Below are 26180 nucleotides of genomic sequence, written 5' to 3'. Positions count from 1 at the left end.
GGGCAGAATGAAAAAATTATTTTCAAGTTTATTTATTGTATCATTGTTAATGGGATGTTCATCACAAAATACAAAGACAACATCACAAGAAAAAGTGGCTCAAAATGGCGATTATGTAAATATTGATTTTGTTGGAAAATTAGATGGTGAAGTCTTTGATGGTGGCAGTGGTGAAGACTATGAATTAAAATTAGGTTCTGATACTATGATTGATGGTTTTGAAGATGGAATCGTTGGTATGAAATTGAATGAAGAAAAAACAATTACTGTCACTTTTCCAGAGGAATACGTTGCTGATTTAGCTGGCAAAGAAGCAACTTTTGATATTACATTAAATAAGATTTATCGTGAAATTCAATAACTGAGTCTTCAGACTCAGTTTTCTATCTTGTGATAAGGAGGAATGAAAATGGATGGAGTCTTACTGGTTCATAAACCAGCAGGAATGACCAGTCATGATGTGGTGAATCGTATCAGAAAGATTTTTCATACAAAAAAAGTGGGACATTGTGGAACTTTGGATCCAGAAGCTACAGGTGTACTGGTATTATGTATCGGCAAAGCAACGAAGGCCTTACAGTTTTTGATGAGTGAAACAAAGGAATATCAGGCAACACTGGTACTGGGACAGGCAACTGATACATATGATGCAAGTGGTCAAGTTGTTGCTCAAAAACCATTTCAAGGTGTTAGTCATGTCAATGCTGTTTTACAATCTTTTGTTGGTTCGCAAGAACAGTTACCACCGATGTATTCAGCAATTAAAGTGAACGGAAAAAAATTATATGAATATGCCAGAAATCATGAAAAAGTAGAAGTTCAGCCACGTTCTATTGTCATTCATCATATAGAATTATTAGATCAGCATGATCAGTTCATTACTTTTCGTGTTCAATGTTCTAAAGGTACTTATATTCGATCATTATGTGTAGATATTGGTAAAAAATTAGGTTATCCTGCACATATGCAAAAATTGATACGTTTAGCCTCAGGTCACTTTCGATTAGAAAATTGTTTTTCATTAGAAGATATTGAACAGGGACATTATCATATGTTAAGTTTAGAGGAAGCTTTTCAACATTTTGAACACTATGTTGTTGAGGATGCTCAAATTGTTTATCATGGTAAGAAAATAAAAAGTGATATAGATCATCAGGTTGTTGTCTGTAATCAAGAAGGACAAGTTTTAGCTGTCTATGGTCCTGATGGAACAGGCTATTTAAAAAGTATAAGAGGGTTATTTTAATGGAAGTCATTTATTTAAAAGAAGGAGAACAATTTTATCAATCAAAGCCGATTGTTGGAGCTATTGGTTTTTTTGATGGTTTGCATCTTGGTCATATGGCATTGGTTCATGAGGTAGAACGTGTCGCTAAAGAAAAGAATTATTGTAAAGCATTGATTACCTTTGATCATTATCCATTATATGTTTTAGGAAAATGGAAAGAAGAAAAATGTCTGACATCTATTTTAGACCGTCAGCACATTTTAGAAAAAAGAGGTTTTGATTATTTGTTTGTGGTTGAGTTTACAAAAACAGTGGCAGCCTTATCACCACAGGAATTCATGAAGCATTATTTAGTTAATTGTGGCATTCGTCATGTCGTTTGTGGATTTGATTTTCGTTTTGGCTGTCAAAATAAAGGAGATAATCAGACATTAAAAAACAATCCTCATTTTGATGTCAGTGTCATTGACGAAGTGCTTTATAAAGGAGAAAAAATCTCATCAACACGTATTCGTCATCATCTTGAAAATGGACAGGTCCAAGATTTAAATGAATTATTAGGACGCTATTATTGTATTCATGGTAATGTCATTCATGGACGACATATTGGACATGGTTTAGGTTTTCCAACGGCGAATATTGATTATGATTCTTACTTTTTGCCATGTGGTGGGGTTTATGCTGTAAAAGTTTATATTAATCAAGATGTTTATTTGGGTATGTGTAATATTGGTTATAATCCAACTTTCCATGCTTTAAAAAAAGCATCTCTGGAAGTTAATATTTTAGATTTTGATCAAGACATTTATGGGTATGATGTTTATGTTGAATTTCATGATTTGATTCGTAAGGAACAAGCTTTTTCATCTAAAGAAGCTTTAATTCAACAGTTAACCCATGATCAGCAATATGTACGAGATTATTTTAAAAAGAAGATTTAATCTTCTTTTTTTGTAATATGCGTATATAAAGCCCCAAGTAAATTGGCTTCGTTTTGATATTGACAGGCTTTAATGACAGGTTCATGATTATCTTCTTTATAGCGTTCTCTTAAAATGTGAAATTGTTCTTGAATTGTTTGAATAAATAAAGGCTGTTGACTGATTCCACCACCAATCGTCACAACGTCTAAATCTAAAAGATAATCGAGATTATAGATCATCATGGCTAATTGTTGACAATAGTTTTGAAAATGTTTCATTGCTTTTGAAGATTCAGGCAAATGTTGAAAAACAATCTTGCCATCATCTGGGCAATTTAAAATCTCACTGAGTTCATGAATCAGTTTGACAGCGTTATATTCCCTTCCAAAATTAGAAAATTGATAACCTTGAGGGACTAAAAAAGAACCAACTTCACCTGCTTTATGATGTTTTGTTTCAAAAATCTTACCATTTAAAAGACAAGTTCCACCAATGCCACTGCCTAAAACAAGCATAAAGCCATTATCCACATTTTTTAGACTTCCTTTCCACATCTCACCTAATGTAGCACATTTGGCATCATTTTGAATTGTGACTGGAAGATCACTGTAAGCTTTTAATTCTTTACAAAAGGCAGTCTGATTGAAAAAAGGTAAAAGTGTAATAGCATGAATATAGCCTTTATCACTGTCAATCAGCCCGGGCATACTGATACCAATCCCTTCGACATCTTTAATGATCATTTTTTGAATCCATTGATAAAAATCTTCTTTACTGGTTTTGATTGTTGGTATTTGATATTTTTGTATACAGTTTCCACTTTTTTGATAATAGCCATATTTTATATAAGTTCCACCTATGTCAATGATTAAATACATTGTTTATCACCTCATTGTTATTATTTCATTGATTGAAAGAGAGTTCAATATTTTCATTTCATTTTTTATGAATTATGATATAATGTTTAGACATGAAAGGATGTGGAATGATGAACTTAGATCAATTATTAAATCCTAAACAAAAAGAGGCTGCTACTTATCTGGATTCACATTTACGTATTATTGCTGGAGCAGGAAGTGGGAAAACACGTGTTTTAACATATCGCATAGCTTATTTGATTGAAGAAGTGGGCATTGAACCACGTCATATACTAGCGATTACTTTTACAAATAAAGCAGCGAATGAAATGCGAGAAAGAGTAGTTAATCTTTTAGGTGAATATGCTTCCGGCGCTCTTTTATGTACGATTCATTCTTTATGCGTTAGAATTTTAAGACAGCATATACATGCTTTGAATTATCCACATCATTTTGTGATTATGGATGAAGAAGATCAAAAATCATTATTAAAGAAGATTTTTAAAGAAAAAAATATAGATAGCAAGGCGATGAGTGTCAAAAGCTGTATCCATTACATATCTGCTTGTAAAATGGCTGAAATTTCACCTCAAAAAGCCTATCAGTTAGCGGGAGATTTTGTAGGTGAGGCTAAAAAAGCTTTGGCATATCAGGCATATGAAAAATATAAAGAAGAACATTTTATGCTGGATTTTGATGATTTATTATTGAAGACTGTTGAACTTTTTGAAAAATTTCCAGAAATCTTACAGAAATGGCAACATAAATTTCAATATATTCATGTTGATGAGTTTCAAGATGTTGGAAATATTGATTATAAATTAATTTATATGTTATCAAAACAATCTTTATTATGTGTTGTAGGTGATCCAGATCAGACCATTTATTCATTTAGAGGTTCTGATGTGAATTATATTATGAATTTTGATAAGGATTATCCTCATGTTAAAACAGTTATTCTTGATCAGAACTATCGTTCTACTAAAACAATTCTTGATATTTCAAATAATTTAATTAGAAAAAATAAAAATCGTTTAGAAAAAGATTTATTTACTGAATTAGAAGATGGTGATAAGGTTGTTCATTATTCAGCGTTAGATGAGGAATCTGAAGCTGAATTTGTCTGTCAGACCATTGAAGATATTATTCATCATGTAGAAGGCGTCAATTATCACGATTTTGCGATTTTATATCGTGCCAACTATTTATCTCGTCCATTTGAACAGAAATTGATTCAACATCAGATTGATTATAAAATCTTTGGTGGATTAAAATTCTTTAATCGTAAGGAAATTAAAGATGCTTTAAGTTATTTGCGTTTAATGGTATCTATGGATGATTTGTCTTTTGAACGTATTATTAATGTACCAAGTCGTGGGATTGGGCAAAAAACAATTGAAAAAATACAATTAAAGGCTATTGAATATGGTATAAGCTGTTATGAAGCTGTTTGTTTATATAGTGATGAGATTGGTTTAAAAGGAAAAGCAAAAAAAGCTGTCAGTACCTTTGTACAAGCAATTGAAAAGGCCCGACAATCACGTGAACCATTAGGTGATGTTTTTGAACATCTTTTAAGAGATGTTGGATATTTCCAAATGTTAAGAAATGACGATGATGAAAATCGTATTCAAAATATTATGGAGTTAAAAAATTCCATTGCTGGATATATGAAAACACATCCTGACAGTGCAACTTTTGAAAGTTATTTACAGGATATTGCCTTATATACTTCTCAAGATGATATGGGTCATGATGAATATGTTTCTTTGATGAGTATTCATATGGCAAAAGGTCTAGAATTTAATTATGTTTTTGTGGTAGGTTTATCACAGGATGTTTTCCCAAGTTTTAGAAGTGTTTCTGAAGAAGGGGAAGATGGCATGGAGGAAGAACGTCGTCTGGCTTATGTGGCTTTTACCCGTGCTAAAAAACGTTTGTATTTAACAGACAGTCAGGGCTTTAACTATATGACAAATTCGCCAAAGATGGCCTCACAGTTTATTGATGAGATTGGAACAGATTATGTGGAACATATTGGAAAACCTTCTCCTTTTAAGACAAAACAGTTTGTTCATCTGGGACCAACTGTTGATGAAATGATAGGGGATAATGAAATTTATGACTGGAAAAAAGGTGATCTGGTAGAACATGATGTATTTGGCAAAGGAGTTGTTGTGAAGGTGCAGGGAAATACTTTGGATATTGCTTTTTCAATGCCTTATGGTATCAAAACATTGATGTCACAGCATAAAGCATTAAGACGTTTATCGTCTTAAAAATCATGGGAAAATAAGGTTGAATTTGGGTGATGAATTTTGATGTTTTTATTTGATTCATCATCTTTTTTTGATATAATGAGCAAGTGAATGGAGTGTGCAAAAATGACATTAGAAAGATTGAATGAAATCAAGAAATTATTAAATGAATATAATTATCAATATTATGTTTTAGATAATCCAACTGTATCTGATCAAGAATATGATCGTTTAATGCAGGAACTACAAAGTATTGAAGCGAAACATCCAGAATGGATCACAGCGGATTCACCAAGTCAACGTGTTGGTGGTGAAGTCTTAGATGGCTTTCAAAAAGTGACGCATCAAAGAATGATGCTTTCACTTGGAAATATATTTAATGAAGATGAATTGAGAGAATTTGATGATCGTATTCGTGAAGTCTATCCTCAAGTTGAGTATGTCTGTGAGTTAAAAATAGATGGATTGGCAGTATCACTCGTATATGCTCAAGGACAATTAAGTTATGGAGCCACGCGTGGTGATGGAACAGTAGGAGAAGATATTACGCATAATGTAAAGACAATTAAATCCATTCCTCTTTCTATTGATTATCAGGGAGATTTTGAAGTGCGTGGAGAAATATATATGCCTAAAAAATCTTTTGAACAACTGAACCAACAAAGAAAAGAGGCGGGAGAACCTTTGTTTGCGAATCCTCGTAATGCAGCAGCAGGTAGTGTCAGACAGCTTGATTCTCGTATTGCTGCAAAACGTGGGTTAGATGCTTTCTTATATATGGTTCCAACAGCCAGTGAAGTAGGATGTCAGACACATAAAGAGGCGTTGGATTATATTAAACAGCTAGGATTTAAGACGAATCCAATGACACGTGTCTGTGCAAATATTCAAGAAGTCTGGCAATTTATTATGGAAATGACAGAAAAAAGACAATCACTACCTTATGAAATTGATGGAATTGTGATTAAAGTGAATCGTCTGGATTGGCAGGAACGTTTAGGCTATACTGCAAAAGTTCCTAAATGGGCAATTGCCTATAAATTTCCTGCTGAAGAAGTCATTACAAAATTAAAAGATATTGTTTTTACAATTGGTAGAACAGGACAGATTACACCCAATGCCGTATTAGAACCTGTACGTGTCGCAGGAAGTACGGTTCAACGTGCAACATTACACAATGAAGACAATGTTGTATCAAAAGATATTCGTGTTGGAGATTATGTGGTTATTCGTAAAGCAGGAGATGTCATTCCAGAAGTTGTACGTTCTTTAAAGGAAAGACGTGATGGTAGTGAAAAGAAGTTTCAGATGATTGATGTCTGTCCATATTGTGGTTCTCCTTTGGTTAGAAAGGATAACGAAGCCGCATATTATTGTTTGAATGAACATTGTGATTCTAAAAAGATTGAACGTATTATTCATTTTGCATCACGTGATGCAATGAATATTGAAGGTTTAGGTGAAAAAATTATTGAACAATTTTATAATTTAGGGTTTGTTCGTTCGATTGAAGATATTTATAGTTTATCTCGTCATGAACAGGAAATTATTGATATTGAAGGTTTTGGACGTAAATCAATGGATAATTTATTAGAAGCGATTGAAAAAAGTAAAGGTAATTCAATGGAAAAATTATTATTTGGTTTAGGAATTAAAGGTATTGGTGCCAAAATGGCTGACAATTTATCAAAAGAATTTAAAAGTATGGATGCTTTATTGAATGCTTCTACAGCAAAATTACTTTCTATGCGAGATGTTGGTGAAACCCTTGTTCAATCTTTGAATCGTTTTAGAAGTCAACCTCAATCAATGACTTTATTAGAACATTTAAAAGCGATTGGGTTAAATATGACTTATTTAAAAGATACTTCATTACTGCAAGAAAGTATCTTTAATGGAAAAACGGTTTGTGTAACAGGAACTTTAGAATTAATGACACGTAAAGAAATTAAAGAATATCTTGCAAGATTAGGAGCGAATGTGACAGGGAGTGTATCGAAAAAAACAGATTATCTGATCTGTGGTCGTGATGCTGGAAGTAAACTGGAAAAAGCAAGAGAACTTGGAGTCACTGTTTTAAGTGAAGCTCAATTTCAAGAGGAGGTGAATCTATGAGAAAATGGATATGTCTTTGTTTAGCGTTATTGTCGTTGGTGGGATGTCAATCTTCACAAAATACAGTTGAAGAAGAAACAACGAATAATACGGCATCAATGGATTCTTTTGATGATACTTACTATAATATTGTTAAATTTGAAGATAGTCAGTTAAGAGAAGATTTTTATGTCGATTATGGTTCAACATCAGATTTTACTTCGATTGGTCGAGGTTTACAGATTCTTTCATCACAGTATTTTTCAACATCAGATTATTATATGAGTGAAGGTCAATACTTAAAACTGGCCTTAAAACAGGAAATGGTTGGAAGGGATGGGGACAATTCTTTACAGCCATCTTCTGGAACAACAATTGCAGATATTCCAGATCCAACAATGGTTCAAAGCATTATGGAACAGGATTTCTGGGAAAAATCTGGTGATAAGTATACCTTAGCTGGTGCTTCATTTGTGATTGTTCTTGATCCTCGTGATAAAAATAATGCACGTTTAGATACACCCATGGATAATCAGTCTATTTTAAATTATGGATATGATTGTAGTGAAAAATTATACAACATTATTCAATCTCATGAAGATTTTGAAAAGTTAAAAGATTTGCCTGTTTTGATTACAATTTATCAGGCAACGGATTTAACAGAAAGTACCGTAGATGGTCATTATATCTTAAAGAATTATTGTGATGATTCTTATGGTAAAAATGAACAGGTAAATTTTGAAACCGTCCTTTTTACAAGTGCTAGAGCCAAAGAATTGGATGCGACAACATCTAATGAATTTGATATTATTAAAAACAATTTAAAGGAAGCAGCAACAGAAGCCGCTGGACTTGTTGGAACAGCAAGATATCAAGATAACAAGATTCAATCAATGGTGATTGAAGCTCATTTAAATGTGAAAACAGCAACTGAATTAATGTATTTATCTTCAATTATTGCTGATGGGATTGATACTCGTTTTTCATCTGAGTTTGACATTAAAGTGCTGGTCTATTCACAAGATGAACTGATGACTGTCATTGTTAAAGATGCTGGACAAGATGTCAAGAGTTCGTTTCTATACTAGAGGAACAGTTATGAATGAAGAAGAATTATTAAAACAATTAGCTAAAGATGTCAGACTGTCTGTTCCTGATGAAGATATGCCCTCTTTACTTCAAGTCTATCATACCTTTCTTGAACAGGTTGCATGTTTAGAAAAAATACAAACTGAAGGTGTAGAACCTTTAGTTTTTCCTTTTGATATAGAAATTCATGAATTAAGGGAAGATGAGGTTCAAGAAGTCTTTGATGTTCAAGATATATTGAAAAATGCAAAAAACACAAAAGAAAATCAGATATTGGTTTTTAAGGTGGTGGAATGATGAAAGTCTATAGTATTGAAGAATGGCATGATGGACTCGTTAATGGGACAATTGATGTTTCTCTTTATTATCAACAATTACAAAAAGAAACTTATTTTCAACAAAAACGTTTAAATGCTTTGACAACGATTTGTTTTCAAAATCCACCTCAAAATCTATCGTCTGATTCCCTTTTAACAGGAGTTCCCTATGTTTTAAAAGACAATATTTGTACATGTCAAATTCCAACAACAGCATCCAGTCGTATGTTAGAAGATTTTATTCCTGTTTATGATGCACATGTTGTGCAGCTTTTAAAACAGGAAAATGCCTGTCTGATTGGAAAAGCTTCAATGGATGAACTGTCAATGGGTTCAACCAATATGACTGCATTAACAGGGCCGGTATATAATCCGTGGGATACAAGACGAATTGCTGGTGGGTCTTCAGGTGGTTCAGCTTCCCTTGTTGCCAGTGGACTTGCGACTTTTGCATTAGGAACGGATACAGGAGATTCTATTCGTCGTCCAGCAGGATTTTGTGGAGTGGTCGGCATGAAACCAACATGGGGACTGATTTCACGTTATGGGATTATTCCTTACGCTGCCAGTTTAGATACGGTTGGTGTTTTAACGAGAAGTGTTCAAGATTTAAGTATTGTTTTAGAAAAAATTGCAGGTCATGATTTTCATGATATGACTTCTAGCCGTTTGCCAGTCCCACATTATAGATATAATTTATCTTTAGATATTTCCTATCTTAAAGTTGCTGTTATACAAAATGTTGTTGATAAACTCAAAGATCATAGAATTCAGACACTTTTTCAAAATTGTGTTTCACTTTTAAAAAATGCTGGAGCCTCAGTGCATGAGATTTCATTTTCCCAGACATATCTTGAAGCTATTTTCCCGGTTTATCAAATTATTGCAAATGGGGAAGCCACAAGCCATCATGCCTGTCTTGATGGCATTAAATATGGTTTTCAAAGTCAAGGACAAAACTTAGAAGAAATGGTTATTCGCACACGTTCACAAGGTTTTCATCAAAGTATCCAACAGCGTTTTATTTTAGGGGCATTGGCTTTAAAACAGGAAAATCAAAAAAGAATGTTTCAAAAAGCACAAAAAGTACGTAGATTAATTGTGGAAGAAATTCAAAACATATTACAGACATATGATATTGTGATGGTCCCCAGTGGTGAAGGGATTGCTCCATTGATTGAAGAAGCCCAGTCACAATCTCATACATTAGTGGATGATTACTTAATTATAGCCAATCTGGCAGGGCTCCCTAGTTTAACTTTGCCTTGTGGTTTTGTTGATGATATGCCAGTTGCTGTCAATTTAATGGGGCGTTGTTTTGATGAACAGACAGTTTTGAATTGTGCCTATGCTTTAGAAAGTATGATGCCTTATTGTCAACAATATGCTAAAGGAGAACGAGATGATGTTTGAAGCTGTGATTGGTATTGAAGTTCACTGTGAATTGAAAACAAAATCAAAGATGTTTTCTATGGCACCTGTGACATTTGGCAGTCCACCCAATACGCAAGTGCATGTTATTGATTTGGCTATGCCGGGTACTTTACCATCAGTCAATAAAAAGGCTGTAGAAATGGCTATTCGTGTTTGTCATGCATTACATATGGATATTGATAATCTGCTCCGTTTTGATCGAAAAAATTATTATTATGCTGATTTACCTAAAGGTTTTCAAATCACGCAGTATGATTACCCTATTGGGAAAAATGGCTATCTTGACATTGAAGTTGAAGGAGAAACATTTAAAATTCCTATTGAGCGTGTTCATTTAGAGGAAGATACAGCCAAAATGACGCATAGTGAAAATAATACACTCATTGATTATAATCGTGCTGGTATTCCTTTAATAGAAATTGTCACAAAACCACAACTGCATACAAGTCAACAGGTTGTTGCCTATCTGGAAGCCTTACGATTGATTTTGATATATACAGGTGTCAGTGATGCGATTATGGCTCAAGGATCAATGCGCTGTGATATTAACATTTCTTTGCGTCAGCCTCATAGTTCAACACTGGGTGAAAAGGTGGAAATCAAAAATCTTAATTCTTTTGCAAATATTCAAAAAGCTATTGATTATGAAATTCAACGTCAATCTCATTTATTACAGCAACGTCTTCCTGTTGCCAGACAGACACGTCGTTTTGATGAAAAAACACAGACAACAGTGGTGATGCGTGAAAAACAATCGTTACTGGATTATCGTTATTATCCAGAACCTAATATTTTACCTGTTTGTCTGGATTGGCAATGGATTCAATCAATTATAGAACGATTACCTCAGTTACCCGATCAAAGAAAACAACGTTATCAAAAACAATATCAGTTGTCTTTTCAAGATACAATGATATTATTATCTGATCAGAACTTATCAGATTTCTACGATCAGGTCGTTAATATTTATCCTTATTATCAGACTATTTGTCATTGGTTAATTGGTGATGTTAGAGCTTATATGCATCAATATCAAAGGAATATATTTGAATTATTATCAGTACAGGATTTTGCTGAATTGATGCATATGTTAGAAAGGAAAGAGATTTCTTCAAAACAGACGAAACAAATTTTAGAATTCATGATGATTGAAAAGAAAAGTCCCCATGTTATTATGGAAGCTTATCATATTCAACAAGTCAGTGATGAACATCTTTTGATGCAATATATTGAAGAAGTCCTTCATGATTATCCTCAGCAGGTGGCTGAATATTATGCTGGAAAACATCAAATCTGTGGTTTTTTTGTAGGACAGGTTATGAAAAAGACAAAAGGACAAGCCAATCCTCAAAAGACCAATGAACTTTTGAAATGTTTACTGAAAAAAAGAAAAGCATAATGTTCTATACATTGGTCATGAATTTTGATACAATAGAAAAAAAGTAGGTGAATAATGATGGCAAAACAATTTCATTTTGATGATGAAGATGAATTGGAAGAAGATTATTCTTCATCATATCTAGATGAATTAGAAAACAAAAAAGAAGGTGCACCTTATATTTCAATAGATGAAGAAGATGACAAGGAAGATGAACCAATGAAAAAAAAGAAAAAAAGATTTGTAATGAAATGGTGGCACTATTTATTGATTTTATTTGGTGCTTTAGCAATTGCGTTTATTGTTTATATAGCAGTTTTATCATTGCATGATGGACCTGTCTATGGGAATCGCTGTGAAGGCATGGTAAGTATTTCTAAAGATGCCAGAGATGCAACTGTATCGACAATGGAAGAAAAATATGATGACATTGAATCCATGACTTTATCTACAGAATGTCGACAATTAAAAGTGGATATTGTTTTTAAGGACAATATGAGTGCCAAAAAAGCAGAAAATATTGCTGAAGAAACAGTTCAGACACTTGATGATATTGTGGGCAGAGAAAAAGAGGATGGCAAGACATATAGTGATCTGTTTGGAACGATTGATGGAGTCACTCAGTATGAAGTCAATGTTTTTATGACATCTGCTCAAAGTGATGATTTTCCAATTTATGGAACAAAGAATATTCAAAATGATGATTTTTCTTATACTTTAGCTTCTGTTAGAGATGAAGAAAGTGCAAAACGTGCTCAAGAAACTTTAACAGATGAATAAAACGAGCATAGCTCGTTTTTTTATGGGAGGATGTAAGATGCAAAAAAATGAATATATTAAAGCAAAGTGCGTTGATTATACACACGATGGTTTAGGGATTGTAAAACATGAAGGATTACCTGTGTTTGTAAAAAACATGTTAATAGATGAAGTAGGGAAAGTAAAAATTATTAAGGTTTTAAAAAGATATGCAGTAGGACGTTTGATTGAACTTGAACAGTCAAGTCCTTTTCGACAGGAAGCCAGATGTCCGCTTTTTAAGCAATGTGGAGGATGTCATTTACAGCATCTTAGTCCATTGGCACAACAACAGTTTAAAACCAAAAGAGTGCAAGATACCTTAGCTAAAATTGGACATTGCGATACTCAGGTAGAACCTTGTTTAATGATGCAAGAGGGATGGTTTTATCGTAATAAGGTGCAAGTTCCTGTCGGAGAGCGTAATGGACATCTTATCACAGGGTTCTATAAACAACATAGTAATGATATTGTCGCAATGGACCAGTGTTTTATTCAAAATGAGCTGTCTAATCAGCTGATACCTTATACGAGAAAATTACTAGAAGAAGTGGGCGAAAAACCATTTGATAAGGTAACTCATCAAGGAAATATTAAGCATATTCTTGTGAAGTATGGCTATTATACAAATCAGGCGATGCTGGTTTTGATTACTTATCAACGTTCGCTTTGTCAAAAAGATTATCTGGTTCAACAATTGAAAAAACGTTTTCCTCAACTTCAAACGATTATTCAAAACTATAATCCACGTCATGATAATGTCATTTTAGGAGAAGAAGAAATGATTCTTGATGGAAAGGGTTATATTGAAGATCGTCTATTAGGGCATACATATCGTATTTCATTAAAATCTTTTTATCAGATTAACCCTCAACAAGTTGAAGTCCTTTATCAAAAAGCAATTGAATTTGCTCAATTGAAACCAACAGATATTGTTATTGATGCCTATTGTGGTATTGGTACTATTTCTTTATCACTGGCTCAATATGTTAAAAAAGTTTATGGTGTAGAAATTGTCGAACAGGCAATAGAGGATGCTAAAGATAATGCGAAAAGAAATGGTGTTGATAATATAGAATTTTATTGTCAAGATGCAGGGGAATTTATGGTTTCATTTGCAAAATCACATCAACATGTTGATGTTGTGGTAGTGGATCCTCCAAGAAAAGGATGTTCGACTTTATTTTTAAATCAGCTGTTAACTTTATCACCGGATAAAATTGTTTATATTTCTTGTGATGTTGCGACACAGGCAAGAGATATTGATATTTTACAGCAACATGATTATCATGTGAAAAAGTGTCAGCCTGTGGATATGTTCCCGCAAAGCTTTCATATTGAGACGGTAGTACTTTTGTCCAAACTCAAAACCAAAAAACATATCGATATAGAATTACATACTGATGAGTTAGATTTAACTTCATCAGAGAGTAAAGCAACATATCAAGAGATAAAACAATATGTTTTAGATAAATATGGCTTTAAAGTTTCTACTTTGAATATTGCTCAAACAAAACAAGAGTGTGGTATAAAGGAAAGAGATAACTATAACAAGCCAAAAATGGAAAATTCTAAACAACCTAATTGTCCTAAGGAAAAAGAAGATGCAATAAAAGACGCATTTAGATATTTTCAAATGATTTAATTTATTTATACATAAAAATTGAATAGCATTTTACATAGAGTATTTGCTTGTACCTTATATAAGGTAGCGAATGCTCTATTTTTATTTTTTAGCATAATAGGAGGTGTGATTATGCGTGTTTGATTATTTTTATGGACATCAGTCAGAGCAATTTACTTTTTATAGGATACCAAAAGTTTTATTTATTGATCCCAAATTTAAGAAGTTATCAATTGAAGCAAAACTATTATATGGACTGTTTTTAGATCGTATGAGTTTATCAGCTAAAAATGAGTGGTTTGATGAACAAGGTAGAGTTTTTATCATCTTTACAATAGAGGAAATCATGGAGGCACTTGGATGTGCAAAGGCTAAAAGCGTTGGTCTTTTAAAGGAACTTGAAACTATCAGTTTGATTGAAAGAAAGAGACAAGGATTAGGAAAACCAAATATTATTTTTGTTAAAAACTTTTTAGAAAAATCAAACTTCAAGAAGTATGAAAATCAAACTTCTGGAGGTTTGATAAATGAACTTCAAGAAGTTTCAAAATCAAACGGAATTAATACTTATTTAAGTGATACTGATATAAATGATATTAATCATTCTTTCATTCCTTCGGAATATGACAGAATCGAACTCGAAAGAAATGATTCAGAATTTGATTATATTGATTTTGTAAAAGCTCAAGTAGATTACGCTTCTTTGGTTCAAGTGTATCATGATTACAAAAAGATGGTGGATGAAATCATTATGTTGGTCGCTGATACTTTAAGTTCTAACAAAGAAACAATTCGTATTGCTGGTGAAGAAAAATCATTAGAGGTTGTTAAAAGAAAATTTATGAAGTTGGAATATGAACATATTCAATTTGTTCTTGATTGTCTATTAGAAAATACGACTAAAATTAGAAACATCAAACAATATCTGTTAACGAGTTTATACAATGCTACTCAAACAATTGATAGCTATTATACGACTTTGGTAAACCATGATTTGAAAGGAAATTATTAAAAAAGAGAGGAAGTGAAAGAATGGCTACGAAACCAACTGTAATTGCAGTTGTAAATCAAAAAGGTGGAACAGGTAAAACAACTACTTGTGAGAACTTGGGAGTTGGACTAGCCAAAGCTGGCAAAAAGGTTTTGCTAGTTGATACTGATCCCCAAGCTAGTTTAACTATTAGTTTAGGTTATCCAAGACCTGATGATATTAAACCATCTATCTCTGACTTGATGGAAAAAGTTATGCAAGAGGAAAAATTGAAATATCACGAAGGAATTATTCATCATGATGAAGGCATTGATTTTATTCCAGCAAATATTGAACTTTCTGGATTGGAAGTATCTCTGGTAAATGCAATGAGTAGAGAAACTATTTTAAAGCAAGTTTTAGACAGTTTTAAGAAAGAATATGATTATGTATTATTAGACTGTATGCCAAGCTTAGGAATGTTAACTATCAATGCATTAGCTTCTGCTGATAATGTTTTGATACCAGTGCAAGCTCAATATTTATCTGCAAAAGGTTTGGAGCAGTTATTACAAACAATCAATAAAGTGCGTAGACAAATAAATCCAAAATTAAAGATTGAGGGAATACTTTTAACTATGGTAGATCCTAGAACCAATTATGCAAAAGATATAAGTAATCTTATTCGAGAGGCTTATGGAAGTAAGTTGAAAGTATACAAAACGGATATTCCTCGTTCAGTACGTGCTGAGGAAATGAGTGCTGTAGGAAAAAGTATTTTTTCACATGATCCAAATGGTAAAGTAGCAAATGCTTATAGAATACTTGCAAAGGAGGTGTTAGAGAATGCCGAAAAAAAGCATAAACGTCAGCTTGAGCAGTTACGATGATATTTTTTCAACTGAAGAAAGTCGAATTGAAGCTAAACAGGAGAAGGTGCAAGATATTCCTTTGTCGGAATTATATCCTTTTAAGAATCACCCTTTTAAAGTGATTGATGATGAGGCGATGCAAAAGACAGTAGAAAGCATTTCAGAATATGGAGTTTTATCGCCAGCTATTGCTAGACCTCGTAAGGAGGGCGGATATGAACTTATAGCAGGGCACCGTAGACATCATGCTTCTATGATTGCTGGTAAAGAAAAAATGCCTGTTATTGTTCGTGATATGGAAGATGATGCAGCCATTATCTTGATGGTCGATTCGAATCTTCAAAGAGAAACGATTTTACCAAGTGAAAGAGCATTTGCTTATAAAATGAAATATGATGCAATTAAAAGACAAGGTGAACGAACAGATTTAACTTCGTGCCAAGTTGGCACGAAGTTGCGAGCAGACCAAAAACTAGCAGTAGGTACTGGCGATAGTGCTCGTACAGTTCAACGATATATGCGTTTAACTGAATTAAATTCAAAGTTATTAGATATGGTTGATAACAAACAGATTGCTTTTAATCCAGCAGTAGAATTATCTTATTTAACGCAAGAAGAACAAGAAAATTTTTTAGAAGCAATGGATTATTCTCAAAATACACCTTCGTTATCACAAGCTCAAAGAATAAAAAAACTAAGTCAAGAAAAAAAGTGTACGTTAGAAGCAATGTGTGCTGTGATGAATGAAACTAAGAAAGAAGAGCTTGATAAGGTAACAATAAATAATGAAGTATTAAGAAAATATTTTCCTAGATCTTATACACCTAAACAGATGCAAGATACGATTATCAAATTACTAGAAAATTGGCATAAAAAAAGACAAAAAAACATGGAACGTTAGCCAAGATTATCTAGTAATTTTTTTATGTACGAAAAAGGAGGAGAACTAACTTGAAAGAATATGATGTAAAGATAAAAGAAACTTTAGAACGAACTATAACCGTAAGAGCTGACACAAGAGAAGAAGCTCAAGAGATTGTAGAAACAGGATGGAAAAATGGTGAATATGTTTTAGACAGTGAAGATTTTGTTGGTGCAGATATGTTTATTGAAGCAGAAAGAAGCTTAAATCTTGAAAAGATGAGTGTGTTGTTAGTAGAGCCTTGGAAATATCCAAAAATTATTGAACTTGAAGATGAATATGAAGCACTCAAAGATGCAGTTGGAGGAATGATTGAGGTAACGTATCCATTTGATGAAGAAGTTGGAATCATTCTAAATGAAGAAGGAAAACTTATTGGTTTAGAACCGAATCGAGCAATGAGAACAAATGATGGAGAAGTATATGATATCTACGTTGGTCCATTTCTTGTTGTTGGATTAACAGAAGATAGTTTTTGTTCGCTATCTAAAGAACAATTGGAAAAATATGAAAAGATGTTTCATCAGCCCGAAATGTTCATGAAATTAGGAAAAAGCATTATGGTTATTCCTCTTGATGATGGACAAGTAAAAGAGAAAAGTACCAGTAAGGAAATAACCCCAAAAACAAAACACACACCTGAGCATGGTGAATTGTAAAGGAGCAATAGCATATGGTTAGACCGTTAGCCTATATTACTGCTGTTTGGTGTGATGCAGAAATTGAAGGTAAAGAACAAGCATTGAATTATTGTAGAAATGTATATGAAGCTGGTTATTCTCCTATTTGTCCAAGACTTATGCATACGGATTTTTTAGATGATAAAGTTCCACAGGAACATAGCGATCGCTTGAGTATGGCTATGGAACTACTAAGAAGATGTCGCATCGTTGTTGTATGTGGAAGTACAACAGATGAACAAGTCAAAAATGATATTGCATTAGCGAAAAGATATCATATTGTCGCAACAACCTTAGACGGTATTTTAACAATTGAGGGCAAGAATAAAAAATAATCTTACTATTTTAGGAGGTGATAGCATTGCAGGAAGAAGTAGAAAACAGAACCTTTAATTTAGTTATCTCAACATCAAAACTTTCTGCTAGAACGATGTGGGTTGGATGGCAAAATATTCATAGAAACAGAAAACAAATGAAGATGAATAAAAGAATTGAAAAAGCGAATAATCCACAGAAGAAAACTGTAAAGCAGTTGATGAAAGAAAGTAAACATTTATCTAACATTGAAATATCTGAAACGGATATTTCTGGTTTTGAAAGATTTGCAAGGAAACATCATATTGATTATGAAATTAAAAAAGATGATGGAGTTGAACCACCAAAATATCTAGTATTCTTTAAATCAAAAGACAGTAAAGATATGTCAAAAGCTTTTAAAGAGTATCTATCTTCAGTTATGGAAAAAGATGAAAGAAAGAGTGCTCTTTCTGAACTTAGAAAGATGGTTGAGAAAGTGAAATCAATTCCTAGAAAAGTCAGAAATAAAGATAAGGAGCAAAGCTTATGAGTTTAGATATAAACAAATTTAAGAAGCTCCTTTTTCTTTATCTTCCTTACCTTATATTTGGACTTATTACTACGAATATTGGAGAAGCATGGAGATTAGCTGAAGGATTTAATCAATCAAAAAAGATATTATCTTTCTTAGAAACATTAGGTATTGCATTTCTAAATCCATTGCCTAGTCTTTATCCATTTGATCTATTCGTTGGAATTATCTGTGGAGTTACTTTATGGATGGCTGTTTATATCAAAGGGCAAAATGCGAAAAAGTTTCGTCATAAAGTGGAGTATGGTTCTGCACGTTGGGGAACACGAAAAGATATCGAGCCATTTATAGCAAGCAAATTTGAGGATAATATCATTCTTACGAAAACAGAGTTTTTGATGATGAGTAATCGTCCTAAAAACCCAAAGAATGCTCGAAATAAGAATGTTTTGATTGTAGGAGGTTCTGGTTCAGGTAAGACAAGATTTTGGATCAAGCCTAATCTATTACAAATGCATTCATCTTATGTCGTTACAGACCCAAAAGGAAGTATTGTTATTGAATGTGGTAATGCACTATTAAGGTATGGCTATAAACTAAAGATTTTTAATACCATCAACTTTAAGAAATCAATGCATTACAACCCCTTTGCTTATATTCATAGTGAAAAAGATATTCTTAAGCTAGTGACGACCTTGATTGCCAATACGAAAGGAGATGGCAAAGAGGGGGATGAATTCTGGACAAAAGCAGAAACACTTTTGTATTGTGCTCTTATTGGGTATATCCACTTTGAAGCTCCTATTGAAGAACAGAACTTTTCTACTTTGATTGAATTTATTAACGCAATGGAAGTCCGAGAAGATGACGAAGATTTTCAAAATCCTGTTGATCTTATGTTTGAAGCATTGGAAAGAAAAAATCCAAATCATTTCGCTGTTCGCCAGTATAAGAAATTTAAACTGGCTGCAGGTAAAACATCTAAATCCATCTTAATCTCATGTGGTGCAAGATTAGCACCTTTTGATATTGATGAATTAAGAGAAATTACTTCTTATGATGAATTGGAACTAGATACTTTAGGAGATAGGAAAACAGCATTATTTCTTATCATGTCAGATACGGATGGAACATTTAATTTCTTGATTTCCATGATTTATACCCAGCTATTTAACTTGTTATGTGAAAAGGCTGATGATGTTTATGGTGGAAGATTACCTGTTCATGTTCGATGCTTGATTGATGAAGCTGCCAATATTGGACAGATTCCTAATTTAGAAAAGTTAGTAGCAACCATTCGAAGTCGTGAGATTTCAGCTTGCTTGGTATTACAAGCACAAAGTCAGTTGAAAGCTATCTATAAGGATAATGCAGACACTATTATTGGTAATATGGATTCTAGAGTATTCTTGGGTGGTTCTGAACCGACTACTTTAAAAGAACTTAATCAAGCGTTGGGTAAAGAAACGATTGATATGTATAACACATCAGATACACGAGGAAACAGTCCATCTTATGGAACAAATTATCAAAAGTTAGGTAAAGACCTTATGACAATTGATGAATTAGCTGTTTTAGATGGAAACAAGTGTATCTTACAGTTAAGAGGTGTTCGTCCTTTTTTATCATATAAATATGATTTAACGAAACACCCAAATTTTCAATACACATCAGATGCAGATAAACGCAATACGTTTAATATTGAAAAGTTTATTAGCACAAAGCTAAAACTGAAAGCTGATGATGTGTTTATAGTTGTAGATGCTGATGCATCTGCCTAAAGCCTTTTGTATTCATAGCGAATAACGGAAGGCTTTTTTTCTTGACTTAAATGTAATCTCATTTCATGACAAACTAACGTGGTTAATGAAAAGTAAAATAGATGGTCAAAGAAAATGAGGAAGCATTAAGGAAAAATATAAAAACAAAAGCTAAGGAGGAAAAAGAAGAATGGCATTTTTTAATTCAGCAATAACAGTATTGCAAACATTAGTTATCGCATTAGGAGCCGGTTTAGGTATCTGGGGAGCAATCAATTTATTAGAGGGATATGGTAACGATAACCCAGGAGCAAAATCTCAAGGTATGAAACAGCTTATGGCTGGAGGTGGTGTTGCTCTTATTGGGACAACATTGGTTCCTTTACTATCTGGACTTTTTGGTTAAGAAAAGGAGGTATAAAGTGTGGACTTCATACTCGATAAGATAACAGACTGGATTAAGGATTTACTTGTCAGCGGTATTATGGATAATCTTACGGGCATGTTTGATTCCGTGAACCAACAAGTAGGAAATATTGCAACACAGGTTGGAACGACACCAGCAGATTTTTCACCTGGTGTCTTTGAGATGATAAGAAATATTTCAGAATCCGTTATCATCCCCATAGCAGGATTGATACTTACTTTTATTGCTTGCTATGAACTCATTCAAATGATTATTGACCACAATAATCTATCAAATTTTGAAACATGGATATTTTTTAAATGGATATTCAAGACATTTGTTGCAGTTGTATTGATTTCAAACACATTCAATATTACGATGGCAGTTTTTGATGTGTCTCAGCAAGTCATCAATTCTAGTGCAGGCATTATATCCTCAGAAACCGCTATTGATGCAAGTGCTTTGGAAACCATTCAGGAAACACTGATGGAAATGGATATTGGTCCATTGTTTGGATTGTTCCTACAATCATTTATTGTTCAATTTACGATGTCAGCATTGTCTATTATTATTTTTATTATCGTTTATGGACGTATGATAGAGATTTATTTGATGACAAGTCTAGCACCTATCCCATTTTCAACTTTTGTGAACCGAGAACAAAGTCAGATTGGACAAAATTATCTTAGATCCTTATTTGCACTTGGTTTTCAAGGCTTTCTTATCATGATTTGCGTTGGTATTTATGCTGTATTGATACAAAATGTTTCAATCAGTGAAGATATCATTGCATCTATTTGGGGAGTCATGGGATATACAGTTTTATTATGTTTTACCTTGTTTAAGACAGGATATCTTGCAAAGAGTGTATTTAATGCCCATTAAAGAAAGGAGAAATGATTGTGGCAGCTTATGTACCAGTACCTCGTGATCTCACACGAGTGAAATCAAAGATATTATTCAATCTAACGAAAAGACAATTGATTTGCTTTGGTATAGGAGCATTGATTGGTTTACCAGTTTTTTTTCTGATGAAAAAATATGGGAATATAAGTGTAGCAGTTATATGTATGATGATTGTTATGCTACCCATGTTCTTTTTAGCAATGTACGAAAAAGATGGACAGCCACTAGAGGTCATTGCTCATCATTTTATTGAAACAAAGTTTATTCGTCCAAAGATAAGACCTTTTAATACAAATAATTACTATGAACTATTAGAAAAACAGGAAAAAGTAGAAAAGGAGGTCATGGAAATTGTTAAAAATTCTCAAAAGAAAAAAGCAAGAAAAAATTAAAGTACCAAGTTATCTAACCAAAAAGGAACAACATCAGATTCAAAGCATCATTGAAAATGCAAGAAATGATGATGGAGTTCCTAGAACAGCTCAACAATCTATCCCATTTCAAAGAATGTTTCCCGATGGTATTTGTAGGGTGAAAGATAACTACTATACGAAAACCATTCAGTTTCAAGACATCAATTATCAGTTAGCACAACAGGAAGACCAATCAGCCATTTTTGAAGAATGGTGCAGCTTTCTCAATTTCTTTGACAGTTCGATTCATTTTGAACTGTCATTTATGAATATGGCAACTGATGTTGAGAGTTTTGAAAAATCAATTCGTATTCCTCTGAAAAATGATGGGTTCAATGCAGTAAGAAATGAATATTCCCAGATGTTGAAAACTCAGCTATCACAAGGAAACAACGGATTGACCAAAACAAAATATTTAACTTTTGGTATAGAAGCAAAATCAATGAAAGAAGCAAAACCTAGACTTGAGCATATCCAAATCAATCTATTGAATAACTTTCGTCGATTAGGTGTTGCAGTTAAAGTGTTGAATGGAAAAGAAAGATTACAGCTCATGCATTCTATGTTTCATATGTATGAGATGGATAAATTTCGTTTTGAATGGAAATGGTTAAGCGAAACTGGATTATCTGTTAAAGATTTTATTGCTCCTACTTCTTTTAGTTTTCCGGGAAGTCGTGTTTTTCAAGTTGGTGAATCATTTGGAGCTATGTCTTATTTGATGATCAGTGCTTCCGATTTGAGTGATCAGATGTTAAAGGACTTTCTTGAAATGGATTCAAGTCAAATCATCACGATGCATATTCAATCAGTTGATCAAACTTCTGCTATTAAACAAGTAAAGCATACGATTACTGAACTTGATCGTTCTAAGATTGAGGAACAGAAAAAAGCAGTTCGTTCTGGATATGATATGGATATCATTCCATCAGATTTAGCAACTTATGGCAAAGATGCAAAAGCATTATTAAAAGAACTACAAAGTCAAAATGAGCGTATGTTTTTATTAACGATGCTTATCATGAATACAGGAAAAACAAAGCAAGAACTTGAAAATAGTGTCTTTCAAGCAAGCTCCATTGCTCAAAAGCATAACTGTAATTTAAGACGATTAGATTACCAACAAGAGAATGCTTTAATGAGCAGTTTACCATTAGCATTAAATCTTATTGATATTAAAAGAGGAATGACAACTTCTAGTACAGCCATTTTTGTTCCATTTACAACACAGGAGCTGTTTCAAAATGATAAGGAAGCACTTTATTATGGACTAAATGCTCTTTCTAATAATTTGATTATGGTTGATAGAAAGAAATTAAAGAATCCTAATGGTTTGATTTTAGGAACTCCGGGTTCTGGAAAGTCGTTTAGTGCAAAACGTGAAATTACGAATGCTTTTTTAGTAACAGATGATGATATCATTATCTGTGATCCAGAATCTGAGTACACTGCATTGGTAAAGAAATTGAAAGGACAGGTTATCAAAATTAGTCCATCAAGCAATCATTTCATCAACCCAATGGATATCAATTCAAATTATTCAGAAGAAGATAATCCAATTGCATTAAAAGCTGATTTTATTTTATCGCTTTGTGAGCTAGTTGTTGGTGGAAAAGATGGATTACAGCCAATTGAAAAGACTGTTATTGACCGTTGTGTTCATCAAATTTATCAAAATTATTTTAAGAATCCTATTCCTGAGAATATGCCATTACTAGAAGATTTGTATCATGCTTTGTTGAAACAGGAAGAAAAGGAAGCACATCATGTGGCAACTGCACTTGAAATCTATGTGAAAGGTTCTTTGAACTTGTTTAATCATAGAACAAATGTAGATATCACAAATCGTTTGGTTTGTTATGACATCAAGGAATTAGGAAAACAGTTAAAGAAAATTGGAATGCTTGTCGTTCAAGATCAGGTATGGGGTCGTGTAACAATTAATAGAAATGCTGGTAAAACAACTCGCTACTATATGGATGAATTTCACTTGCTACTAAAAGAAGAACAGACAGCTTCTTATTCTGTTGAGATTTGGAAAAGATTCCGTAAATGGGGAGGTATTCCTACTGGTATCACGCAAAATATCAAAGATCTATTATCCAGTAGAGAAGTTGAAAATATTTTTGAGAACTCAGACTTCATTTATATGCTCAATCAAGCTGCTGGGGATAGACAGATTCTAGCGAAACAGTTGAATATCTCTACTCATCAGCTATCTTATGTAACGCAATCTGGTGAGGGTGAAGGATTATTATTCTATGGTAATGTCATTTTGCCATTCGTCGATCATTTCCCAACTGATTTAGAGTTGTATAGAATTATGACAACAAAATTATCAGAGGTATCTGAACAAAAGGAGGAGTAGCTGTTGAAAAAACAAACAACCAAGCTTCACTTTAAGAAAGATGAACTCAAAGATGAAAATGTTAGTAAAGCCTATAAAAGAGCAAAGAGAGCTGTTAATAAAGCTGATAAAGCAAAAAGTAAGCTGATTACTGAAGAAGAAAAATCAGCAACCCGAAAAGCGAAACTTCGTTTTGGAGAGGCTGAAATAGCTGTTGACGATATCAAAACACCATCAAAAACAAAAAGAGCACTAATCAAAGGAGCGAGTTCAACAATTTCTGCAAAACTTCATCAAGAAGTTGGAAAGAATGAAGATGATAATGTTGGTGTAAAGTCATTTCACAGAAGTGAAGAGATTGCCGAATCATCAGTTAGAACTGTAAATAATGCTATTTATGGAAATAAGCTACGTAAAAGCAGACAAGCAGAGAAATTAGAAGCCAAAGCCGATAAAGCAAATATCAATACACTTTATCAAAAACAAAAATCAGTTGAACCAAAGTCTGTATCTAATCCTATCTCAAAATGGAGACAGAAGCAGCAAATCAAAAAAGAATATATGGCTGCTAAAAGTGGGAAAAGTGTAAGTACAACAACTACAGCAACTCAAACTGTAAAAGATAAAGTTAAAAAGGCATCAGAACAAATGGTGTCTTTTGCTACTAGACATTCGCATACATTGGTTATTGGTGCAGTAGCAGTAATGCTTTTATTCATTCTTTCAACTGCATTATCATCTTGTTCAGTTATGTTTCAAGGTGGTTCAAATATGGTTGTAGGAGCTTCTTTTACAGCAACTGATGAAGCAATAATTGGAGCAAATGATGATTATAAAGCTTTAGAAAGTGAGCTACAGTCAAAGATTGAGAAGATTGAAGAAGAACATACTGGCTATGATGAATATCGTTATTATGTAGATGACATCAACCATAATCCTTATGAATTAACTTCTTATCTAACGGTTGTCTTTGAAGATTATATGCAAGATGAGGTTCAAGATAGTCTGCAAGAATTATTTGATTTGCAATATTCGCTTACCTTAGAAGAAGAAACTGAAACTCGTACTAAAACAGAAACAAGAACTGGTACAAAAGAAGTAGTTGATCCTGAAACTGGTGAAACTCGACAGGAAGAATATGAGTACGAAGTTGAAGTGGAATATGAATATAAAATCTTGAATGTAAAACTTAAAAATAATGGATTAGGTTCTGCTATCAATCAATTAGGATTAACTGATGAACAGAAGGATCGATACCGATTGTTGTTAGATACAAAAGGTAATCGCTCTTATTTATTTGAAGATGATATCTATGCAAATTCTACAGGAGAATATTTAGATTATGATATTCCCGGAGAAGCATTAACAGATGAAAAGTTTGCAAACATGATCAAAGAAGCAGAAAAGTATCTTGGCTATCCATATGTATGGGGTGGCTCTTCTCCAGAAACTAGTTTCGATTGTTCGGGATTTGTATCATGGGTCATCAACCATTCTAATAATGGTTGGAATGTAGGAAGGTTAGGAGCAAATGGACTGAAGAACATTTGCGATATCATTCGACCTAGTGAAGTAAAACCAGGTGATTTGATATTCTTCCAAGGAACCTATGATACAACTGGAGCTAGTCATGTTGGAATTTATGTTGGAAAAGGAATGATGATTCATTGTGGTAATCCAATTTCTTATGCACATGTAAATTCATCTTATTGGCAAGAACATTTTTATTGTTATGGAAGATTAAAATAAAAAAGGAGAATGTTTATGGCAAATAAACTAGATAAGATTAACAGTGATCTAAAAAAAGCACGAGCTAAACGAGATGAGTGGGATACTCGTGTAAAAGAGTTAGAAAAGAAATATAAAGAAACAGAAAATACTTTGATTCATGAAATGGTTCATGCGGCAAATCTAACACCAGAACAGTTAGCACTTCTTATTCAAAAAGCGTCTGTATCTGTGCCAGAAGAATTGCCTAATGAATATAATACAAATGAGGAGGATAATTTAGATGAAGAATAAACTTATTGCAGTGATGGCTGCATTTTTAATGTCAGCAAGTTTTTTTGTTTTTC

The 26180-nt window shown here is 33.1% G+C and carries 25 protein-coding genes; 24 read left to right on the top strand and 1 reads right to left on the bottom strand.

The window, feature by feature from the left end:
• Window positions 1–7: 7 nt before the first annotated feature.
• From B5E75_RS05955 to B5E75_RS05945, 3 genes are read left to right on the top strand one after another with little or no spacing between them, the layout of a single operon-like run.
• On the top strand, window positions 8–361 hold the full coding sequence (locus B5E75_RS05955) for an FKBP-type peptidyl-prolyl cis-trans isomerase (protein ID WP_087357857.1): 354 nt from the start codon (window positions 8–10) through the stop codon (window positions 359–361).
• A 48-nt stretch (window positions 362–409) separates the two neighbouring features.
• Window positions 410–1246, top strand: a complete 837-nt coding sequence (gene truB / locus B5E75_RS05950) for a tRNA pseudouridine(55) synthase TruB (protein ID WP_087357856.1) — start codon at window positions 410–412, stop codon at window positions 1244–1246.
• Window positions 1246–2169 carry a bifunctional riboflavin kinase/FAD synthetase gene (locus B5E75_RS05945; RefSeq protein ID WP_087357855.1) on the top strand — a complete coding sequence of 308 codons (924 nt, stop codon included), beginning with the start codon at window positions 1246–1248 and terminating at the stop codon, window positions 2167–2169. The genes truB and B5E75_RS05945 overlap by 1 nt, the downstream gene beginning before the upstream one ends.
• Here the strand turns inward: B5E75_RS05945 and B5E75_RS05940 are convergent.
• A complete protein-coding gene (locus B5E75_RS05940) occupies window positions 2166–3029 on the bottom strand; it encodes an ROK family protein (RefSeq protein ID WP_087357854.1) in 864 nt (287 codons plus the stop codon). The two genes, B5E75_RS05945 and B5E75_RS05940, sit on opposite strands and share 4 nt — an antisense overlap.
• A 110-nt stretch (window positions 3030–3139) precedes the next feature.
• Here B5E75_RS05940 and B5E75_RS05935 point away from each other — a divergent pair, with 110 nt between their 5' ends.
• From B5E75_RS05935 to B5E75_RS05835, 21 genes are all read left to right on the top strand, one after another.
• Window positions 3140–5287: an ATP-dependent helicase gene (locus tag B5E75_RS05935; RefSeq protein ID WP_087357853.1), complete on the top strand. Its 2148-nt coding sequence runs from the start codon at window positions 3140–3142 to the stop codon at window positions 5285–5287.
• Window positions 5288–5392: 105 nt separating this feature from the next.
• Window positions 5393–7381 carry an NAD-dependent DNA ligase LigA gene (ligA, locus tag B5E75_RS05930; protein WP_087357852.1) on the top strand — a complete coding sequence of 663 codons (1989 nt, stop codon included), beginning with the start codon at window positions 5393–5395 and terminating at the stop codon, window positions 7379–7381.
• On the top strand, window positions 7378–8448 hold the full coding sequence (locus tag B5E75_RS05925) for a CamS family sex pheromone protein (protein ID WP_087357851.1): 1071 nt from the start codon (window positions 7378–7380) through the stop codon (window positions 8446–8448). Before ligA ends, B5E75_RS05925 begins: the two co-directional genes overlap by 4 nt.
• Window positions 8423–8746 (top strand): Asp-tRNA(Asn)/Glu-tRNA(Gln) amidotransferase subunit GatC, encoded by a 324-nt coding sequence (gene gatC, locus B5E75_RS05920; protein ID WP_162607642.1) that lies wholly within the window; start codon window positions 8423–8425, stop codon window positions 8744–8746. The genes B5E75_RS05925 and gatC overlap by 26 nt, the downstream gene beginning before the upstream one ends.
• Window positions 8743–10179, top strand: a complete 1437-nt coding sequence (locus B5E75_RS05915) for an amidase family protein (RefSeq protein ID WP_241146633.1) — start codon at window positions 8743–8745, stop codon at window positions 10177–10179. Before gatC ends, B5E75_RS05915 begins: the two co-directional genes overlap by 4 nt.
• Window positions 10172–11599 (top strand): Asp-tRNA(Asn)/Glu-tRNA(Gln) amidotransferase subunit GatB, encoded by a 1428-nt coding sequence (gene gatB / locus B5E75_RS05910; protein ID WP_338037066.1) that lies wholly within the window; start codon window positions 10172–10174, stop codon window positions 11597–11599. The genes B5E75_RS05915 and gatB overlap by 8 nt, the downstream gene beginning before the upstream one ends.
• 57 nt (window positions 11600–11656) lie before the next feature.
• Entirely contained in the window at window positions 11657–12358 is a 702-nt protein-coding gene (locus tag B5E75_RS05905; protein WP_087357847.1) for a hypothetical protein, read from the top strand.
• Window positions 12359–12395: 37 nt separating this feature from the next.
• Window positions 12396–14021, top strand: a complete 1626-nt coding sequence (gene rlmD, locus B5E75_RS05900; RefSeq protein ID WP_087357846.1) for a 23S rRNA (uracil(1939)-C(5))-methyltransferase RlmD — start codon at window positions 12396–12398, stop codon at window positions 14019–14021.
• 115 nt (window positions 14022–14136) lie between these two features.
• Window positions 14137–15012, top strand: a complete 876-nt coding sequence (locus B5E75_RS05895) for a DUF6017 domain-containing protein (protein WP_087357845.1) — start codon at window positions 14137–14139, stop codon at window positions 15010–15012.
• A gap of 20 nt (window positions 15013–15032) precedes the next feature.
• Window positions 15033–15860 (top strand): ParA family protein, encoded by an 828-nt coding sequence (locus B5E75_RS05890; protein WP_087357844.1) that lies wholly within the window; start codon window positions 15033–15035, stop codon window positions 15858–15860.
• Window positions 15817–16743, top strand: a complete 927-nt coding sequence (locus B5E75_RS05885; protein WP_087357843.1) for a ParB/RepB/Spo0J family partition protein — start codon at window positions 15817–15819, stop codon at window positions 16741–16743. Before B5E75_RS05890 ends, B5E75_RS05885 begins: the two co-directional genes overlap by 44 nt.
• 50 nt (window positions 16744–16793) lie before the next feature.
• A complete protein-coding gene (locus tag B5E75_RS05880) occupies window positions 16794–17423 on the top strand; it encodes a DUF3846 domain-containing protein (protein ID WP_087357842.1) in 630 nt (209 codons plus the stop codon).
• Between the two features lie 14 nt (window positions 17424–17437).
• A complete protein-coding gene (locus B5E75_RS05875; protein WP_087357841.1) occupies window positions 17438–17779 on the top strand; it encodes a DUF7768 domain-containing protein in 342 nt (113 codons plus the stop codon).
• Between the two features lie 26 nt (window positions 17780–17805).
• Window positions 17806–18291 carry a PcfB family protein gene (locus B5E75_RS05870; protein ID WP_087357840.1) on the top strand — a complete coding sequence of 162 codons (486 nt, stop codon included), beginning with the start codon at window positions 17806–17808 and terminating at the stop codon, window positions 18289–18291.
• On the top strand, window positions 18288–20054 hold the full coding sequence (locus B5E75_RS05865; RefSeq protein WP_087357839.1) for a VirD4-like conjugal transfer protein, CD1115 family: 1767 nt from the start codon (window positions 18288–18290) through the stop codon (window positions 20052–20054). The genes B5E75_RS05870 and B5E75_RS05865 overlap by 4 nt, the downstream gene beginning before the upstream one ends.
• Before the next feature lie 169 nt (window positions 20055–20223).
• Window positions 20224–20439 carry a Maff2 family mobile element protein gene (locus tag B5E75_RS05860; RefSeq protein WP_002588764.1) on the top strand — a complete coding sequence of 72 codons (216 nt, stop codon included), beginning with the start codon at window positions 20224–20226 and terminating at the stop codon, window positions 20437–20439.
• Between the two features lie 18 nt (window positions 20440–20457).
• Complete coding sequence (locus B5E75_RS05855; RefSeq protein ID WP_087357838.1) at window positions 20458–21324, top strand: VirB6/TrbL-like conjugal transfer protein, CD1112 family; 867 nt, start codon at window positions 20458–20460, stop codon at window positions 21322–21324.
• A 17-nt stretch (window positions 21325–21341) separates the two neighbouring features.
• Window positions 21342–21737, top strand: a complete 396-nt coding sequence (locus B5E75_RS05850) for a PrgI family protein (RefSeq protein ID WP_087357837.1) — start codon at window positions 21342–21344, stop codon at window positions 21735–21737.
• On the top strand, window positions 21706–24126 hold the full coding sequence (locus tag B5E75_RS05845) for a VirB4-like conjugal transfer ATPase, CD1110 family (protein WP_206413964.1): 2421 nt from the start codon (window positions 21706–21708) through the stop codon (window positions 24124–24126). The genes B5E75_RS05850 and B5E75_RS05845 overlap by 32 nt, the downstream gene beginning before the upstream one ends.
• A 3-nt stretch (window positions 24127–24129) precedes the next feature.
• The gene (locus tag B5E75_RS05840; protein ID WP_087357836.1) at window positions 24130–25854 is read left to right on the top strand and encodes a C40 family peptidase; all 1725 of its coding nucleotides are present in this window, start codon (window positions 24130–24132) and stop codon (window positions 25852–25854) included.
• Between the two features lie 15 nt (window positions 25855–25869).
• Window positions 25870–26127, top strand: coding sequence for a DUF4315 family protein (locus tag B5E75_RS05835; protein ID WP_087357835.1), 258 nt, complete (start codon window positions 25870–25872; stop codon window positions 26125–26127).
• Window positions 26128–26180 lie beyond the last annotated feature (53 nt).

Source organism: Massiliimicrobium timonense (assembly GCF_002160865.1).
Classification (GTDB): domain Bacteria; phylum Bacillota_I; class Bacilli_A; order Erysipelotrichales; family Coprobacillaceae; genus Allocoprobacillus.
The sequence above is the reverse complement of the archived record's forward strand: the minus strand, read 5'-3'. Positions and strand labels throughout refer to the sequence as shown.

Coding starts and splice junctions, on each gene's coding strand:
- B5E75_RS05955 (WP_087357857.1), top strand. CDS start 8: ATGAAAAAATTATTTTCAAGTTTATTTATTGTATCATTGTTAATGGGA.
- truB (WP_087357856.1), top strand. CDS start 410: ATGGATGGAGTCTTACTGGTTCATAAACCAGCAGGAATGACCAGTCAT.
- B5E75_RS05945 (WP_087357855.1), top strand. CDS start 1,246: ATGGAAGTCATTTATTTAAAAGAAGGAGAACAATTTTATCAATCAAAG.
- B5E75_RS05940 (WP_087357854.1), bottom strand. CDS start 3,029: ATGTATTTAATCATTGACATAGGTGGAACTTATATAAAATATGGCTAT.
- B5E75_RS05935 (WP_087357853.1), top strand. CDS start 3,140: ATGAACTTAGATCAATTATTAAATCCTAAACAAAAAGAGGCTGCTACT.
- ligA (WP_087357852.1), top strand. CDS start 5,393: ATGACATTAGAAAGATTGAATGAAATCAAGAAATTATTAAATGAATAT.
- B5E75_RS05925 (WP_087357851.1), top strand. CDS start 7,378: ATGAGAAAATGGATATGTCTTTGTTTAGCGTTATTGTCGTTGGTGGGA.
- gatC (WP_162607642.1), top strand. CDS start 8,423: ATGTCAAGAGTTCGTTTCTATACTAGAGGAACAGTTATGAATGAAGAA.
- B5E75_RS05915 (WP_241146633.1), top strand. CDS start 8,743: ATGATGAAAGTCTATAGTATTGAAGAATGGCATGATGGACTCGTTAAT.
- gatB (WP_338037066.1), top strand. CDS start 10,172: ATGTTTGAAGCTGTGATTGGTATTGAAGTTCACTGTGAATTGAAAACA.
- B5E75_RS05905 (WP_087357847.1), top strand. CDS start 11,657: ATGGCAAAACAATTTCATTTTGATGATGAAGATGAATTGGAAGAAGAT.
- rlmD (WP_087357846.1), top strand. CDS start 12,396: ATGCAAAAAAATGAATATATTAAAGCAAAGTGCGTTGATTATACACAC.
- B5E75_RS05890 (WP_087357844.1), top strand. CDS start 15,033: ATGGCTACGAAACCAACTGTAATTGCAGTTGTAAATCAAAAAGGTGGA.
- B5E75_RS05885 (WP_087357843.1), top strand. CDS start 15,817: ATGCCGAAAAAAAGCATAAACGTCAGCTTGAGCAGTTACGATGATATT.
- B5E75_RS05875 (WP_087357841.1), top strand. CDS start 17,438: ATGGTTAGACCGTTAGCCTATATTACTGCTGTTTGGTGTGATGCAGAA.
- B5E75_RS05865 (WP_087357839.1), top strand. CDS start 18,288: ATGAGTTTAGATATAAACAAATTTAAGAAGCTCCTTTTTCTTTATCTT.
- B5E75_RS05860 (WP_002588764.1), top strand. CDS start 20,224: ATGGCATTTTTTAATTCAGCAATAACAGTATTGCAAACATTAGTTATC.
- B5E75_RS05835 (WP_087357835.1), top strand. CDS start 25,870: ATGGCAAATAAACTAGATAAGATTAACAGTGATCTAAAAAAAGCACGA.